Consider the following 16,503-nt stretch of genomic DNA (forward strand, 5'->3'; position numbering starts at 1 on the left):
GCAGTGATTATTTGCCGAGGATGGAGCGAGCGATGATTTCTTTCATGACTTCTGATGTTCCGCCATAGATGCGTTGAACTCTGGCATCCACAAAAGCACGGGAAACCGGATATTCCAGCATGTATCCATAGCCGCCAAACAGTTGCAGACATTCATCAGCAATCCGGTTCTGCATTTCAGTGGCCGAAAGTTTTGCCATAGCCGCGGTCGTGGCATCCAGTTTTTGTTCCATGTATTGAGCCATGCATTTTTCCACAAACGCCCGATTGACTTCAATCAGTGTTTTGGCTTCGGCCAGTTTGAACCTTGTGTTCTGGAATTTGGCAAGCGGTTGCGCAAACAACTGACGCTGATGGGCATAATCGAGAGTCCACTGGAGTGTGCCTTCAGAAGCGGCAACTGCCATGACAGACATGCCAAGGCGTTCACGGGGAAGTTCATTCATCAGATGCATGAAGCCACCATTTTCTTTGCCAAGAATGGTGGTTTCCGAAACTTTGACATCTTCAAAGTACAGTTCAGACGTGTCGCCGGAATGGAGCCCGATTTTTTCGAGATTGCGGCCTTTTTGAAATCCCGGTGTGTTGACATCCACCAGAAACAGACTGATACCTTTGGCTCCGCCTTGAGGGGCTGTTTTGGCGGCGACAATCACCATGTCGGCGTGCTGTCCATTGGTGATGAACGTTTTGGAACCATTGATGATGAAATGATCTCCCTGCCGAACAGCAGTAGTCGTAATTCCTTGCAGATCACTACCTGCACCAGGTTCGGTCATGGCAATCGCACCGACGGCTTCACCTGACACCATTTTAGGCAACCAGTGTTTTTTCTGTGCTTCAGTGCCCCAGTGTAAAATGTAATGTGCCACAATGTCAGAATGCACCAGCACACTCGATGCCAGAGCCGCGGCGCCAATCCGCGAAAGCTCTTCCAGAACGATCATGGAAAATGGAAACGGAGCCTCCGGTCCGCCATAATTTTCCGGAAGATCCACGCCAAGAAAGCCAGCTTCACCGAGTTCATTCCAGACGGTACGTGGAAATATTTCTGCTTTTTCCCATTTGAGATAATCGGGTTGGACCCGGGTTTCCAAAAACTTCCGGAGGCTTTGGCGAAAAATATTGAGTTCACCTGAATCAATGCTGGTCAAGGATGTCATGCATGCCTTCTTAAAAAACATTTAATGAGATAATCACCAAAGGTTCTACCGCATTTGGAAAATATTCATATCCCAGACGGAATCTTCCCTTCGAATCATAATAAACACGATTTCCTGCTGGTGTTAATGGACAGACCGTTGGATTTCGAAGAATTCTCTGAACTGCTAACATAATTTCATTGAACAAATTTCGATCTTTACGCAGTGACGATATCAATAAGTCACAGGCATCGCTATACCAATCAGCCACTTAAAGCCTCGGCGATTCGTTGTTCTACTTCTGCTGCTGGAACTCTGTGTTGTGTTTTTTTGATGCGTTCAATTTCCGCATCCAGTAGTGCCATTTCCATTTTTTGATATTCTTCTTTGGGGAGAAGAATCATATTACCTGTCTTATGGGTGATCTCAACAGGTTTATGTTCTCGCACAAGCCCAAACAGTTGTTTACGCGCCTCACTCACAGATACTACTTCCATAGTTCCTCCAATTGCAAAAACGATAAATGTACTACGTCATCGTATATCATGGTGCGTTCAAAAAGACATGCTTCTTGTGCGATATTTTTATACGTTCTGAAATCAATGTCCGCCAAAGGAAATGAAAGTGAACATCGGGTATTTTGACAATCGTTTTCGTCCACCCAGTTCTGGCAATTCAATGACGCAGGCGCATCCGACCACAACCCCGCCGGACTGCTCAATGAGTTTGCAACTGGCTTCCAGGGTGCCGCCTGTGGCGAGCAGATCATCGACAACCAGCACACGGTCGCCCGGTTTGATGGAGCCTTCATGCATGTGCAGACTGTCGGAGCCATATTCCAGTTCATAGGAAACATGGATGGTTTTTCCAGGAAGTTTTCCGGGTTTGCGGATGGGTATGAAGCCTGTTCCCAGATTCAGGGCCAAGGGTGCGCCAAGAATGAATCCACGGGCTTCAATTCCAGCAACAACATCAATTTTTTCATTTTCATAGTGTCCGGTCAGAATACCGACGCATTCACGGAATCCTTCAGGATCTGCCAACAGGGTGGTGATATCCCGGAACTGAATGCCGGGTTTGGGGAAATCAGGGATGGTTCGGACCAGATTTTTCAGATGTTCCATTGGGACCTCATGCTTTGAGTTGTGAAATTTGATGGGGTGCGACGATGCCTTTTTCGGTGATAATGCCTGTGATGAAACGAGCCGGTGTGACATCAAAGGCAGGGTTGGCAGACTGGCTGAATTCCGGCGTGGTGCGTACCCGCACGATGTTGCCGTCATCATTCAGTCCCCAGGTGTAATGCACTTCATCCTGCGAACGTTCCTCAATCGGGATTTCCGCTCCGCTAGGGCAATTGAAATCAACGGTGGAAAGTGGTGCCGCGACATAAAACGGGATGTTGTTCTCCTGTGCCAGAACAGCCTTGGTGTAAGTTCCAATCTTGTTTGCCGCATCGCCGTTGGCGGCGATCCGATCGGCCCCGGTAATCACCATCTGGATTTTTCCCCGACTCATAAAATGTCCTGCGGCATTGTCCGCAATCACCAGATGATCAATGCCAGCCTGTCCGAGTTCCCATGCCGTGAGTTTCGAGCCTTGTCCACGGGGACGGGTTTCATCGGCATAGACAAAACATTTTTTTCCTTCCTGTGCCGCGTAATAGATTGGTGCCAGGGCGGTTCCCCAGTCAACACATGCCAGCCAACCGGCATTGCAGTGAGTGAGAATGTTCCAGCCATCCTGAATCAGTTCGGCACCGAGTCGTCCGATTTCACGGCTTGAGTTGACTTCATCATCGGCCAGATTTTGAGCTTCGGTGATTCCACGGTTGATTGCCTCCTGCAAGTTCGTTGCCTGAAGGATGGCACGTAGCACACGCTCAATGCCAAAAAACAGGTTTTGGGCGGTGGGTCGGGTGGATCGCAGTCGCTGTGCGGCGGTTTGAACTTCCTCTTTCCAGGTTTCATTCGGCGCATTGAGTATCGCCAATGCCATGCCGAATCCTCCCATGGCACCAATCGCTGGTGCGCCCCTGATCAGCATGTGTTCAATGGCATGGGCCGCTTCTTCATAGGTGGAAAGAGTGAGAATATTGAAGAAATGCGGTAAATCGTTTTGTTGGATGAAACGGATCCGGTTTTGTTCAAACCAGACTGTGCGGTAATGGGTTCCTTGTACCAGCATGGATTCCTATAAATTGGAGTTGGCGGCTAAATTCAGGAGTCTTTGAAAATTGACGGTGGGATTGAGCGTCTTCAGAACCTCGTTCAGAGTGAAAATTTGATCTGATCAAAAATTTGCAGGAGCTTGTTTGATATGGAATACAGGAGAAGCACTGGTCTTCTCCTGTAACAGGAGCAAAAATTAGCGAGCCATGAATTCCACCACCAAGTGGTCATCAACCTGAATCGGAACTTCTTCTCGTTCAGGAGCACGGACCAGTTTGGCGGATAAATTGGCTTTATCCCGTTCTACATAGCCTAGGGGACGTTCAAAAAACTGAAACCATTCTTTGTAGCGTTCAATACCTTTGCTTTTTTCACGCAATTGAATCGTATCCCCCACCTGAATCGCATAGCCGGGTTTATTGACATTTTTGCCATTGACCAGCAGATGACGATGAACCACCATCTGTCGCGCGGCTCTCAGGGTGCTGGCAAAGCCCATTCGATAGACCATGTTATCCAACCTGGTTTCAAGGGCTTGAACCAGAGCGATGTTGGTCTGCTGCTTGGTTTTGGAGGCTTTGGTGTAATAGATTCGCAGTTGGTTGTCTGAGATCCCGTAATAGGTTTTCAGCTTCTGGGTTTCTGTCAACTGAAGGCCATAAGCCGAGGGCTTGGAACGTTGCTTGGAGGCACCATGTTGTCCGGGGGCAACATTTCTGCGTCCGAGTGGACAGTTGACGGAACCACAGACAGAAATACCGAACCGTCTGCATGATTTGTGACTGAATGTGAGTTTATTTGCCATAGTGTTTCCCTTCAGATGACATCTGCGAGTGTGTAGAAATAATAAATGATTTAAACAATTTTGATGTGAATGCGGAGTCTTTTCCTGACAGGATGTCATCCCATAAATGGTCCCGACTGTCAGTGACAATTACGATTCAAAAGCTGAATTTTTTAGAGTCCCTTGAATCAAGAGTCAAATTATTTTTAATGGCTAACAAGGTTGTAAAGCTGACCCCAAATAATGTCATGATGCCTTTTTTTTATGCATAACCCCAAGGTGTGTGTTTATTTTTTGAGCGTTTATTTTGCGGGGTAATCAATGTCTTGCTATAAAATTACAGCGAGAAAATCATAAAAATATTTCTGCTTGAGTGTTGAAACATTCTTGTTTAGCGTCTCTTTTCCATGAGGTTCAGGCAAAGCAACGGGGAAAAATAAATCCTGGTGGTACTGAACTTGAAGAAGGCTGGGTAGCCGGTCTTCAGGGAAATGTATTGAGGCCTGAATCGGATGTCTGTTCCGGTTGTCCGGAAGGACAACTTCACTATAATTGTTAAGATAGTCATTGATTGATAACACTTAAGGAGTTTCTATGTTTAAAACCGCTGAGGAAGTGATCAAGTATGTCAAAAATGAAAAAGTGGAACTCGTAGACTTCCGTTTTCTGGATTTGTTCAACACATGGCAGCATCTGAATGCACCCGCCAGCGCCATTGGTGAATATATGGAAGGAATCGCGTTTGATGGATCCAGTATTCGCGGATGGCAGGCCATCAACAACAGTGATATGAAACTTGTACCTGATCCTTCTACCGCTAAACTGGATCCGTTTACTAAAAGAAAAACCCTGGTGCTGATGGGCGATATCGTGGACCCGATCACTGGCGAAGCCTATAGTCGTGATCCTCGGAATGTGGCCAGAAAAGCTGAAAATTATCTGAAAAGCACAGGCATTGCTGATACCGCGTTTTTTGCTCCAGAAGCAGAATTCTTTATTTTTGACAATGTCCGCTATGACTACGGTATGGGTCATTCCATGGTAGAATTGTTGTCAGGCGAACTGCCCTGGACCACCGGTGACGGTTCCGCTCCCAATCTGGCGTATAAGATTCGTCCCAAAAGTGGATATTTCCCTGTTGCGCCTACCGATTCCAACATGGATCTGCGAGATACCATGGTCATGACTCTGGAACAAATCGGCCTGCAGGTAGAGCGCTCTCACCATGAAGTGGCGCCTGCTCAACATGAAATCAATTATAAGTACAACACCATGGTGAAAGCCGGTGATGATCTGCAATGGTTCAAATATGTTTTGCGAAATTGTGCTCGCCAGGCAGGAAAGACCGTGACATTCATGCCAAAACCAATTTTTGGTGACAATGGTAGCGGAATGCATACCCACCAGTCTTTGTGGAAAAATGGAAAACCTTTGTTTGCTGGCGATGAATATGGCGGTTTGAGCAAGGACGCATTGTATTATATCGGTGGTATCCTGAAACACGCTCGCTCAATCGCGGCTTTCACCAATCCCTTGACCAACTCCTACAAACGTCTGGTTCCAGGATTTGAAGCTCCGATCAACCTTGCTTATTCCGCAAGAAACCGCTCTGCGACTATCAGGATTCCTGTCGTTGATTCTCCTAAAGCCAAGCGAATTGAATTCCGCTGTCCTGATTCAGGGGCTAATGCGTATCTCGGCTTTACGGCCATGATGATGGCCGGACTGGATGGGATCATGAACAAGATAGAACCGGGCGATCCGATGGATGTCAATATCTATGATTTGCCACCCGAACAACTGGATAAAATTGAAAAAATGCCCAAATCTCTGGGTGAATCCCTTGAAGCGCTGGAAGCGGATCACGCCTATCTGCTCAAAGGCGGTGTCATGACGGAAGATCTGATCAAGGCCTGGCTGGAATATAAGTATCAGGATGAAGTGAAACAGGTCAATTCACGTCCTCATCCTTATGAATATTACCTCTATTTTGATATTTAATCCTACCTTTTGCGGAAACCCCTTGTGGTTTCCGCCTCCTCTCCTGAGTGCTGCTTTTAAGTCTGTAATCTGTTGTTTCAAACATGCGTTACAGACTTTTCTTGTGCCATCATTTATTTTTGTGAAAATGGGACATGGTATGCCTGTAAAACACAAATCAGGTGGAACAACAAAAATCAAATTTTTGACAATGGCCGAAAATATGACCAACCCCAAATGTTCAAAGTCCAGGTATTTTCAAGACCTTGTTTTTTACCCGCCCCCAAATCCGGTATAATCAGAAAAAAATTTATTGATCAAAAGTGCAACAAAAATCCCAGTCGATATTCCCGTTCACGGGCCGGAATATGGTTTTCGCGGTTTTTGGGAAACATCCCGACGGTGGCCCCAAATTCCTCCTGGCTTTCAATGACGGGATATTCGTAATGAATATTGGTCAGGTTTTGAATCCCCAGAAATGTTTCCCACTTGAAAGCCCCCTGAGAATACAGAGTCCATTGGGCGTTTCCAACCGTATAGGCATCCATGAAGGTCTTGCCGATCATGCTGATTTTCTGTGGACCACGATAGAGCCAGGAAGTGTTGAAATGTAGCGATTGAGTCAACGGTACACGATAAATCAGATTCAACATATCTTGTGATATCAGCAGATTTTCCAGATTTGTGGTGATACCGTTGTCCTCATGAGCCATAATTTGTGAATACAACTTTGTGGTGTTGAGTGTCAGCGAATGTTGAGGTCTGAACTCCGCTTTGAATTCTGTTTCCAATCCCTGAATATTCGAGGCCGCACCATTTTTCGTGCCCCCATCTCCGGGAATAATGATGTTCTCAATCCTGCTCTGATAAGCGTTGAGTTTAAATTTGTAGCTTTGAGAAATTCCATAATGGTAAGCACCTTCCCAGGTATGAACAGTTTCAGGCTTTAGCTCGTTTTCTGTAATCACCAGGGGAAATGGCTGAAAGGAAAACCGTTCCACAAAGGATGGTGCTCGAAACGCGCTACCATACAGCAGTTTCACTACCTGCTGGTCGGTGAGACGCAATACCAGCCCGCCACGTGGATTGAAGGTGTGCCCGAAATCGCTGTATTCATCATAGCGTGCGCCAAGATACATGGAGAGCCATGAAGTGATACGCATATTATCCTGGAAATAGACCCCTTCAATGGTTCGGCTCTTGTCTTTCAGACCGGTTTGATAATGGAGCGATGCCACAGGCAATGGCGAAAACTCCGGGGTTTCGATGAAATTACGGATGAAGCCGTTTTCTTCAATGGTTTCCTGAATCAGATTAATGCCGGCATCCAGCACATGATGCTCACCAACCTTCTGAGTCCACTGGACATTTCCTGCCAAACGATTTTCTCGTGAATAGGTGCCATACAACATGCCCTTGGGAAATAGTTCCAGAAACAAATTATAAAAAGAATCCTGATATTCTTCAGGTACGGCTTGAGATGCCAGTGTGGCGAGTGACCTGGATTCCAATACCGGACCAACCAACGCAGAGGTGAAGCGGGAATACTGTAAATCAAACAGGATGGATCCCTGTTTTAACGGAACTTCATATTCAAGACTGCTGAGCGACGACCGTCCACGGGCAAACAACTGGGGATCATCATCCAATGCTGGATTTTTGAAAATTGTGAAGGGATCATTTTCATAATGGGACTGCTGATATTTGAAAAAGAATCTTTTAAATTTCAGCGACACAGACGCATCGTCCATCTGGATGCCATCATAAACATTTTCTGAACCACCAAATGTTTTGTCCAGCCTGTGGTTCTGGCCTTTCTCCGCTTTATACATCCCATGAAACAAATATTCCCAATTGCCCTGTTTATTCCCGACGGTCAGGCTTTGGGTGAAGCCCTCATGATTGGTGAAAGTTGTGGTGCTTTCAACGCCTCGTAGATCGCCGCCTTCGCGGGTGATGATATTCACCACACCACTGAAGGCGCCGGTTCCGTAGCGTGCCGCGCCCGGACCACGGATTATTTCGATACGCCGGACCTGTTGCAGTGGAATAAAGGGAAATACATCATTGGTTCCACCAGTTTGTACACTGTTGATGCGATGGCCATTGATCATGATTAAAACAGGGCGATTGTCACCCAGAATCACACCCCGCATGGTCATGACTTCTCCGGGATATCCGGCTTCAAATTCAAAAGCATTGCCTCTGCGCACCTGAATGCCGGGAACATACTGCAGGATCTCGCCAAGGGTCTGGGCACCACTGCTGCGAATATCTTCTTCGGTGATGATTGTGACAATATTGGGCACTTCATCCACAGTTTGTGCTTGCCGGGACGTGATGGTGACCAGTTCCGTGCTTAAAAGATCCTCCAGACTGTCATCAAAATGAAAGCCTTCTTCTTCAGAGATATCTTCCGCATGTGCCAGCAATCCGAAAAACAGACACCAGCACACCAAAACAGCATAAAAAATATGAATACGGAAAGTCATGATTCCTGTTCAATCCTGGTTCACCACATGAACCATTCGTAAAAAATTGGAGTTAAAATCCACACCTGTATGTTCAGCGGCGTTTCTGTTGAAAAGAAACTCCGGCCTGGCACCCTGATTGACCACTCCCAGCGTGATTCCTGAATAGATATAATCCCGAACACCGGTGGTGGTTAAGATTTTCAGGGATTTGCTCACCGCCATGATCGAAGACAGATAACTCTGACTGCCGGGCGTGATGTAGTACATCTGGATATGATTAGAAAGCGTCTGTTCCTTCAACTGTTCGAACCCCTCAAACAAAATGGGAGAAATCTGCAATTTGTATTCACGGAAGGTGGTATTGGGTTTACCAAATGTTTCCAGAATTTCGCTCACCATCTCTTTTGAAATGGAATCGCCGGGATGGATGATGCCCACATGAATCTGTGCAGGATCCAAAGTATTCTCAAATCGATTGTAAGTGGAAGCTGTGATCAGAAGTTTGAATTGAAGTTTGACCGGAAGTTCCATGACTTCATCTGAAACCACCCTATGGACTGGAAAGCTGGCCAGCAACAGGACTGCCAACAAACAAAAGAGGTGTTTTTGTCTGAAAAACCACAGGTCTTTCATGCGCCTATTCCTTATGCGGTGTCTGTTACTAACTCGACAGTGGTAAGTTCTCAGCTTTCAGTTCTCAGTTTCTTTGAACTGGTTGAAATTATTATGATTTTTTATATGAACCTAAAAGATTCTTTGAAAGTCTGATATTCAGAAAACTTTTAATTTTAGTGACTTACGAAAAGCTGAAGGCTGATAACTGAAAACTTACAACTCATGAGTTACTAATCAGTGATAAAGCCAATCAGAGACGGTTGTTGTATAATTCCCAAAGTTCCGGTGCCAGATTCCGGGTACGAGCTTTCTCGGTAAAATTGGGATCCACGCCTTCCAGCAGATAGGTTCGGATGGGACGGACCAGTCCTTTGGGAGTAATGGATTGATGCTCTGAGGTCAAGATAAATTCATGGATCAACGCCCACAATTGATGGCTGATCATCACTCTGCCCGGAGGACAGTTGCTTTCGAGTCTGGAGGCCAGATTCACTGCCGGGCCGATCGCCGTATAGTCCAGGCGGGATTCTGTTCCGAAACTGCCGACTGTGGAAAATCCGCTGTGAATTCCGATCCGCACCTGCAATGGTGTTTCCACGCCCTGAAGGTACCATTGTTCACGCAGATTGTTCATGACCTGTTGCATTTCAATGGCCATCAAGCAACAGCGCAGTGCGTCTTCCTGTTCTCCCCGTGAATTGGGTGCGCCAAAAAACACCATCAAGCCGTCACCCATGTATTTATCCAGTGTTCCATCGTATTTATTGACCAGATTGGTCATGGTGTTCTGATACAGGGTGAGCAACTGAAACAACGCTTCGGGGTCAAGCTGATCGGTGAGGCTGGTGAATCCCTGAAGGTCTGAGAACAATATGGTGAGTTTCTGCCGGGATGGACTGGTATTGACGCTTTCACTTCCATGCTCCAGAACATTTTGAACCAGTTGTTTGGGCAGATAGGCTGACATGAAATCAACCAGTTCCATGATTTTCCGGGTTTGTCCCGCAAGCTCTTCCCGTTTTTCATGAAGTGTCCTGGCCATAACCTGAAACGATCCCGCCAATTGTCCGAGTTCATCGCGGGATTTGATCTGTTCAGTCAGCCTTTCAACTTCATAGTTGCCCTGTGAAATTTGCTGTGTTCCTGCATGCAACCGTGAAACAGGCCGAAGAATGATGCGATTCATCAACCACAAAATCACCAGAAAGGCGATGATGCCCAAGGCAGTGTTGAAGCCCATGGCCAGATTGACATCCTGTTTGATTTGCTCACGGGATCGGGCCAGATCCAGTCCCAGAAACAGATAACCCACCAGCATGGAGCCATCTCTGATGGGCACCATCACCTTGAAATAGTTTTTTTCTCTGATGGTGACGGTTTCCTCAACGGGTGATTCCGGTAATTCTAGCAGCAAAGGTTCTGTCTGAAATTCCGCAAGAACCGCTCCTTGCGTATTCACAAACGCGGCACGCACCAAGTCAGGATTTTTTTTCAGTCCTGAAAGTGCCTCAGACAAAACAGCACTGTCCTCAAACACCATGCTGGGAGCGCTGTTGAACGCCGCGTATTCCGCAATGGTCACAGCCTTGGTTTCCAGAGCTTCCAGAATTCTACTGGAGGTGCGCACATACACATAAATGAAATTCAAAAAGGAAACACTCCAAATGGCCAGCATGAGGATGATCAGCAGTTTCCAGCGAATGGACATCTTATGATTTTTGAACATAGCGACTTTGGAATTTTGTTACAGGCTCTTGTCCATGAGAAAAACTATCGAATTTCTGTCACGAGTTTGTTGAGATTGGCCACAATCCGATCCACCACAACCACAGCCTGCCTTCCTCGTTCTGAACCATCCTGGGTGTTTTCCGCGGTATGCGCTACTTCGTCAATGTGACTGGTGATGGTATGTGCCCCCTTGGCGGCTTCCTCCATTCGGGATGTGATCTCATGGGTCGTGTGGGTCTGGTCTTCAATCGCAGTGTAGATTTTCCCGGAAATATCATTCATTTCTTCAATAATATCACTGACGTTCTGAATCGCTTCCACCGCCAGTTTTGAATCTTTCTGGATGGTTTTGATTTTTGTCGAAATTTCTTTGGTTGCTTCAGAAGTCTGCTGTGCCAACGCCTTGACTTCACGGGCGACCACCCCGAAGCCTTTTCCGACTTCTCCGGCTCGTGTCGCCTGAATGGTCGCATTCAACGCCAGAATATTCGTTTGCTGGGCAATCCGGTTGATAAGTTGAATAATGACGCCGATGGACATGGAACTTTTTCCGAGCGCACTGATAATCTTTGAAGCTTCCTGGGAAGATTCAACAGCCTGGCCAGACATATGCGTGCTGCGCGCTACCAATTGTTCATTGGAAGTCAGGATGTTCGCCATTTGTTCCACCGCATTGGCAATATGCCGGATATTGCTCTGAATTTCCTTGGCTTCAATCACAACCTGCTGGGTTTCCCTGAAGGTTTTGGAGGACCCGACCGCAAGATGTTCGCTCATGTTCAACAGATCCTGGCTGGCAGATGCCAGTTGCTGTGAAATGATGCGAACCTGCTTCTGGAGGTTCTGTCCCTGTTCCTTTCTGATTTTTTCGATGGTGATGATTTGCCATGCGAGTGTTGGCCCGAGAAAATTGCCATCACTGTCATACACTGGTGTTGCTTCAAGGTGGATCCATTCATTGCCAATCTGGATTTCTGTATGAAAGGGCAATTGGGTAGGGTCCAGCAGAATGGTATTCAACTCATCATTTTTCAGGATAATTGAGCACGGTTGATTCAATACGGTGGACGCAGGTACCGGAAGATAGTGTTGGAGCGAAGTGAGCATGACCCTGGACGCGGGGTTCATGTATTTGATAATGCCTTCCGCATTGAGCAACATCAGACTGGTTGGCGCATTTTCCGCCAGCGCGTTTGTCTGGGTCAGAGCCAGTTTATGCCGTTCTTCTTCCTGAAAAGAACGGTACTGGTTGTCAATCATTTTCTGTAATCCCTGAGAAAGTTGATTGAGAGCCTGATCGCCAAAATCAGGAGGGCTCACCGTCAAATTACCATGTCCAACTTCTTCCACTACGTCCAGTAACAATTCAATGGATCGTTCGAGTTCTCTGGATTTGTGCTGTTCTTTCTGGCGCAGTTCCTTATCAATTTTCTGAGCGTTCTGCAGTGCGACCAGCATGTGATGAACTCCTGTTGAAAGCTGTTTCATCTGAGGGTCATCAAATTCCGGAATGGCTGTTTCCATATTGTTTTCACCAATCTGGCGAAGGGCTTCAAGCAGTTGATTGATGGCATCCTGGGTTTCATGCTGTTTTTGTTGTGATTCATTGAGCAGGACGTCACTGAGATTTTTGGATTCCTGTAACATTTTATGGGCCTTTTCCAAAGCAAGCGTTTTTCGTTGTAACTGGTTATCAAAGGCTCTTAACAGGAATAACGTCCAGAAAACTGAACTCATAAAGATCATTTCCACCCAGACTTTTCCAGGGCGGGTGATGGCCAGCAGATCATGAACCGCTTGTCCGCTGAGTCCCTGCAAGTCTCTGATCCAGTAATAGGGCCAGATATCCAGTACAAAATCACAAATCACAACGCCTTCAATTGCCAGGAAAGACAGCACGCCCAGCAGAATAGAATATTGAATCCCGGCAATGAGGTAGTAACAAATGACGAGAAAGATGACAAACGCGGCAAGGCCTGTGCTGACGGAACCTAAAATAGACGCGCCAAAACCAAGAAATCCCACAACAAAAAAAATCTGGAGGTAAATGGAATAAGAACGCCTGGAGTTGGTCCGAACTTCAATCAGATTCACAATGGTGATTGTCAGCAACGTCAGCGCAATGATGATCAAGTGAGGCAGAGCTTCCTGGTACATGCTGGTGGCCAATACCAGAATGGGACAAATAAATAGCCAGATAGCAATATTGATTACAAAAGTTCGTTCGTTCAAACTCAGACTGAGAAAATGCTTGATCCCGGTGCTTAAGCGGATAATTTCTCCAATCATGGAAAATCTCCTTGTCAAATCAGTAGATCATGAAGTGGGTGTAGTGGACTTTTATGTTCTGTAACACATATTATTGAGAATGGTAATACTTGGTGATTGTTTTGTTTCTAAACTGTCTGGTAACACTTATAAATGGTGATCATGAAGACCTGATACTCGCATGAAAACCGATCAGAAATTATAGAAAATCTGTTCGTAAATTTTAGTTGCGTAAAGTTCTGCGAGTTTGTCCAGTGTCTGATTTCTGTTGAAGGAACTTACACCGGTTTGAGACTCACCCTCTTCATAAAACAGGGTGCTGTCAGCCGTGACGCGTTTTGTCCAGATCGTTTTTGCCGGTTCTGGTTTTTCCAGATTGACCTGTCCGATCAGGGTCAATTGTTGTTCAATGACTTGTCCATTGCTGGAAACCGATGTTTGCACCGTATTCAACTGCGACAGATTGATGATGATGTGCAGTTGTGCTGACGCTGGTGATTCCAGTCGCACCGATGAATTTTCCCGTAATTTACGGCGGATGTGTATTGAAAGAAGTGCTTCAATTCCAGACTGATAGGTCTGGTTCTGGATGGGAAGCAACGCAATGGATTGCGCGTTTTCAGGGAGCGGTGGATTGCTACCCACCATATGATATCCGCAACCTGACAGGAGAGCTGTTGCTTCAACCAGAATCAGGGCATGGATCAAAAACTTTTTCAGCATGAATTTTCCTGCGGTAGTTGGAATGATGACCATGTGAGGCAATTCATGAGTAGATCAGAAGTAACACCCCAGTGTAGGAATACAATTGCAACCCCTGGGGGATGGAGGCAAACTCATAGTTTCCAAAAAAACCCACCAAGGGAAACTCGCCCAACACTTCCGCAATGGCCTGTGTGTCAAAATCCGGCACGCCATACAGGGCTTCTCCCCGTGCGGTGCAATTGAAATAAATTCCAAAACTGGGTGTTTTCAGTTGTTTTTCTTCCAGACGATAAAGCATTTCATACAAATCCTGCTGGGCTGAAGCCATGCTTCTGAAAACAAAGGACATGGTTTGTCCCTGCTCAAAAATATGTGGGACCGCCAATCCCTGCGTAGGCACTTCCACTCCGCTGACATGCCGGATCAACGAGTTTTCTCCTGTGAATTGAGGTCTCTGCGAATCGAGCGGAAAACTGAGAAGGACATGCTGACCCGCACTTTCAAGATCAGACAAACCCATATTGTCAGCCAGGGTGACAAAAACATCCAGTGCGGGATAACCATCCAATGTCAAAATGGTGTTTCCCTCGGATTTGGTAATGAACATGGGTTCTCCGATTGGCGTACACGATTGTGTGATTCCAATCTGGTAATCGGTCATGTTTCCCAGGCACAATCCTGAAAGACCTTCCTGCACCACCATGTCCGAACCAAGCTGTGCCGAAACCTGAAATGTTCCATTGTCACAGGAACCCCCGCCAAAGATTTTGGGACTGGTTTTGACATAGTTGAGGGTGTTGATGAAATTATAGGGATGATGCTGGTAGGCATCGGGAAAAAACAACAGCAACGGATCCGGGGCTGAAAATGATTCGAGCGAAAGCTTTAACTGCCGGGAGAGGCTGACAGAATGCTCTGATTCCTGTCGATTTACAAAGGCATGAACCGGATGTTCAGGGGTATAACCCAGCATCAGGCTGATTCCGGGTTTAGTGGTGAGTTCACCATAATTTGACAGCACCCCGGAGCCACTGCATCCTGAAATGCACTCACAAGATGTCAATTCAAGCAGTGTTGTCCGGATTTGATCAGCATGGGGAATGTGTTCTGTGGTAAAAAATACCAGAACCCATTCCACCCGGGGAAGTTGGCCACTCGCTGATGCCTGTTGGAATGCCTGACGAACCGCCTCAATGGTATCAGGCAGGGACGACATTCCTACGCCAATTTGAATCACTGGTATATCCTGTGTTGAATAAATTGAAATATGTCCGGGGCTACTCTTCAAAATACAAGGAGTTCAAGCCCGCATAGCCTGCGCTGACGCCACCTTCATCATGTTCAATGGATTTGGTCCTGACAAGGTAGCCCGCGTCTTCATTCCTGATAATTCGATTATGTTCAGATAAACAAACACCATAACGACCGATTTCACTGACACATTCCTGAGCTTCAGCCTGGTGTTCAATCACCATGCTGGATTCATGCGACAAGGGTTGGATGCGTTCCATCAGGATGAAGGCCTGTTTTTCAGTATTTGACATTTGCCTGAGCGATTCAGCAATGTTTATGCCATAGATATTGTTACCGCCACCTTCCCGCTGAGGTTTCAGCACATACTTTTGTGGTGTTTTCATGGCTAATTCTTCAGCACTGTGATCGCCCAGAGATTCATTCAACTCAAAAATCCCCACAAAAACTTCCATCAGTTTCGCCGCGGGTTCTTCTCTCAGGAATTTTCTGAGGATCTCAGGTTTTGTCAGAACCTGCTGAATTTTTTTTGTACCCGCAAGGAGTGTGGGAATATCGGGGATTTTGATGGTTGACGATTTTTCAATCAGAATTCTGCCATCAATGGATGCTTGTGACAGGAAATCATCCGGTGTGTAGCCTGCCCGAAAATAAGTTATTGCCGCAATTTTATTCTGGACCCATAGGTGTCCTTCCCTGATTTTTCCAGTTTGCCCCACTTCATCCATTGTCATGCGAAGGGTGAAAATGCCATACTGTTCCAACAAGCGATATTCCAAACCCCGCTGATCAAAAATATTCCGTTCATTAGGCTGAACAATCATTAGCAGGCAGGCCTCCGGCATGTGATAGTGCTTGTTGAAGGCCAGATCAATATTTTCAGCGGCACACTGGACAGGCGCCGTCAGCAGAAGGTTGTTCCCGATAAGGTCATGGCCATACAGATACTGGTGCATCTTGTTCACCCGTTCAGACATGGTCAGAAATCCTGCGGCCATAGGATTGATTTCTACCTGTTTGGGGATATTCCGCTGGTTTACAGGATCCCGGGTCAGAAAAAAATCATTGCGCTGGATTATCAAATGACAGGGTTGAGTGTCTTCTTCCTGAAGCATGGAAAGCAGTAGTTCAATAAAAGGATCAGCCGATGCCAGTGGACTGAGATGATATTTCAGGAAATCATGATCTTGAATAATATGAATGAGGAGTTGATTGAAAATAGGGGTCAGTTCAATCATCCATTCCATATCCGCACGGTTGATTTTCAGGGGATTGAGAATGAAGGGAATGTGCGTCAGCCTGTGTTGCAGATTGTATTTGATAATCCCGTGGGAATACGCGTAATCCAGAGCGGCTGACAACAATTGCGATGGGGCTATGTTCATG

At 46.3% G+C, this 16,503-nt stretch carries 13 protein-coding genes; 1 reads left to right on the top strand and 12 read right to left on the bottom strand.

The window, feature by feature from the left end; all coding sequences use genetic code 11:
* Window positions 1-7: 7 nt before the first annotated feature.
* From HQM11_15180 to rpsD, 5 genes are all read right to left on the bottom strand, one after another.
* Window positions 8-1,162 carry an acyl-CoA dehydrogenase family protein gene (locus tag HQM11_15180; protein MBF0352374.1) on the bottom strand — a complete coding sequence of 385 codons (1,155 nt, stop codon included), beginning with the start codon at window positions 1,160-1,162 and terminating at the stop codon, window positions 8-10.
* Between the two features lie 242 nt (window positions 1,163-1,404).
* Window positions 1,405-1,638, bottom strand: a complete 234-nt coding sequence (locus tag HQM11_15185) for a hypothetical protein (GenBank protein ID MBF0352375.1) — start codon at window positions 1,636-1,638, stop codon at window positions 1,405-1,407.
* A gap of 102 nt (window positions 1,639-1,740) precedes the next feature.
* Window positions 1,741-2,265: an adenine phosphoribosyltransferase gene (locus tag HQM11_15190; GenBank protein MBF0352376.1), complete on the bottom strand. Its 525-nt coding sequence runs from the start codon at window positions 2,263-2,265 to the stop codon at window positions 1,741-1,743.
* Window positions 2,266-2,272: 7 nt separating this feature from the next.
* The gene (gene mtnA, locus HQM11_15195; protein MBF0352377.1) at window positions 2,273-3,328 is read right to left on the bottom strand and encodes an S-methyl-5-thioribose-1-phosphate isomerase; all 1,056 of its coding nucleotides are present in this window, start codon (window positions 3,326-3,328) and stop codon (window positions 2,273-2,275) included.
* A 180-nt stretch (window positions 3,329-3,508) separates the two neighbouring features.
* Window positions 3,509-4,117 carry a 30S ribosomal protein S4 gene (gene rpsD / locus HQM11_15200; protein MBF0352378.1) on the bottom strand — a complete coding sequence of 203 codons (609 nt, stop codon included), beginning with the start codon at window positions 4,115-4,117 and terminating at the stop codon, window positions 3,509-3,511.
* A 573-nt stretch (window positions 4,118-4,690) separates the two neighbouring features.
* On the opposite strand from rpsD, the gene glnA reads away from it, so the two are divergent.
* A complete protein-coding gene (gene glnA, locus HQM11_15205) occupies window positions 4,691-6,097 on the top strand; it encodes a type I glutamate--ammonia ligase (GenBank protein MBF0352379.1) in 1,407 nt (468 codons plus the stop codon).
* A 296-nt stretch (window positions 6,098-6,393) separates the two neighbouring features.
* Here the strand turns inward: glnA and HQM11_15210 are convergent, their stop codons facing one another.
* The 7 genes from HQM11_15210 to HQM11_15240 all read right to left on the bottom strand — a co-directional run bounded on the left by HQM11_15210 (window position 6,394) and on the right by HQM11_15240 (window position 16,502).
* Window positions 6,394-8,568: a TonB-dependent receptor gene (locus HQM11_15210; GenBank protein ID MBF0352380.1), complete on the bottom strand. Its 2,175-nt coding sequence runs from the start codon at window positions 8,566-8,568 to the stop codon at window positions 6,394-6,396.
* A gap of 9 nt (window positions 8,569-8,577) precedes the next feature.
* The gene (locus HQM11_15215; protein MBF0352381.1) at window positions 8,578-9,183 is read right to left on the bottom strand and encodes a YfiR family protein; all 606 of its coding nucleotides are present in this window, start codon (window positions 9,181-9,183) and stop codon (window positions 8,578-8,580) included.
* 232 nt (window positions 9,184-9,415) lie between these two features.
* Window positions 9,416-10,891 carry a HAMP domain-containing protein gene (locus HQM11_15220; GenBank protein MBF0352382.1) on the bottom strand — a complete coding sequence of 492 codons (1,476 nt, stop codon included), beginning with the start codon at window positions 10,889-10,891 and terminating at the stop codon, window positions 9,416-9,418.
* Between the two features lie 44 nt (window positions 10,892-10,935).
* A complete protein-coding gene (locus HQM11_15225; GenBank protein ID MBF0352383.1) occupies window positions 10,936-13,182 on the bottom strand; it encodes a hypothetical protein in 2,247 nt (748 codons plus the stop codon).
* A 171-nt stretch (window positions 13,183-13,353) separates the two neighbouring features.
* Window positions 13,354-13,884 carry a hypothetical protein gene (locus HQM11_15230; GenBank protein ID MBF0352384.1) on the bottom strand — a complete coding sequence of 177 codons (531 nt, stop codon included), beginning with the start codon at window positions 13,882-13,884 and terminating at the stop codon, window positions 13,354-13,356.
* A 43-nt stretch (window positions 13,885-13,927) separates the two neighbouring features.
* Window positions 13,928-15,103 carry an FIST C-terminal domain-containing protein gene (locus HQM11_15235; GenBank protein ID MBF0352385.1) on the bottom strand — a complete coding sequence of 392 codons (1,176 nt, stop codon included), beginning with the start codon at window positions 15,101-15,103 and terminating at the stop codon, window positions 13,928-13,930.
* 40 nt (window positions 15,104-15,143) lie between these two features.
* Window positions 15,144-16,502, bottom strand: coding sequence for a glutathione synthase (locus HQM11_15240; GenBank protein MBF0352386.1), 1,359 nt, complete (start codon window positions 16,500-16,502; stop codon window positions 15,144-15,146).
* Between the last annotated feature and the right edge of the window lies 1 nt (window position 16,503).

The organism is SAR324 cluster bacterium (assembly GCA_015232315.1).
In the GTDB taxonomy this organism is placed as follows: domain Bacteria; phylum SAR324; class SAR324; order SAR324; family NAC60-12; genus JADFZZ01.

Bases quoted from the DNA above. Each gene is read 5' to 3' on its own strand.
- HQM11_15180 (MBF0352374.1), bottom strand. From the start codon at position 1,162: ATGACATCCTTGACCAGCATTGATTCAGGTGAACTCAATATTTTTCGC.
- HQM11_15185 (MBF0352375.1), bottom strand. From the start codon at position 1,638: ATGGAAGTAGTATCTGTGAGTGAGGCGCGTAAACAACTGTTTGGGCTT.
- HQM11_15190 (MBF0352376.1), bottom strand. From the start codon at position 2,265: ATGGAACATCTGAAAAATCTGGTCCGAACCATCCCTGATTTCCCCAAA.
- mtnA (MBF0352377.1), bottom strand. From the start codon at position 3,328: ATGCTGGTACAAGGAACCCATTACCGCACAGTCTGGTTTGAACAAAAC.
- rpsD (MBF0352378.1), bottom strand. From the start codon at position 4,117: ATGGCAAATAAACTCACATTCAGTCACAAATCATGCAGACGGTTCGGT.
- glnA (MBF0352379.1), top strand. From the start codon at position 4,691: ATGTTTAAAACCGCTGAGGAAGTGATCAAGTATGTCAAAAATGAAAAA.
- HQM11_15210 (MBF0352380.1), bottom strand. From the start codon at position 8,568: ATGACTTTCCGTATTCATATTTTTTATGCTGTTTTGGTGTGCTGGTGT.
- HQM11_15215 (MBF0352381.1), bottom strand. From the start codon at position 9,183: ATGAAAGACCTGTGGTTTTTCAGACAAAAACACCTCTTTTGTTTGTTG.
- HQM11_15220 (MBF0352382.1), bottom strand. From the start codon at position 10,891: ATGTTCAAAAATCATAAGATGTCCATTCGCTGGAAACTGCTGATCATC.
- HQM11_15225 (MBF0352383.1), bottom strand. From the start codon at position 13,182: ATGATTGGAGAAATTATCCGCTTAAGCACCGGGATCAAGCATTTTCTC.
- HQM11_15230 (MBF0352384.1), bottom strand. From the start codon at position 13,884: ATGCTGAAAAAGTTTTTGATCCATGCCCTGATTCTGGTTGAAGCAACA.
- HQM11_15240 (MBF0352386.1), bottom strand. From the start codon at position 16,502: ATGAACATAGCCCCATCGCAATTGTTGTCAGCCGCTCTGGATTACGCG.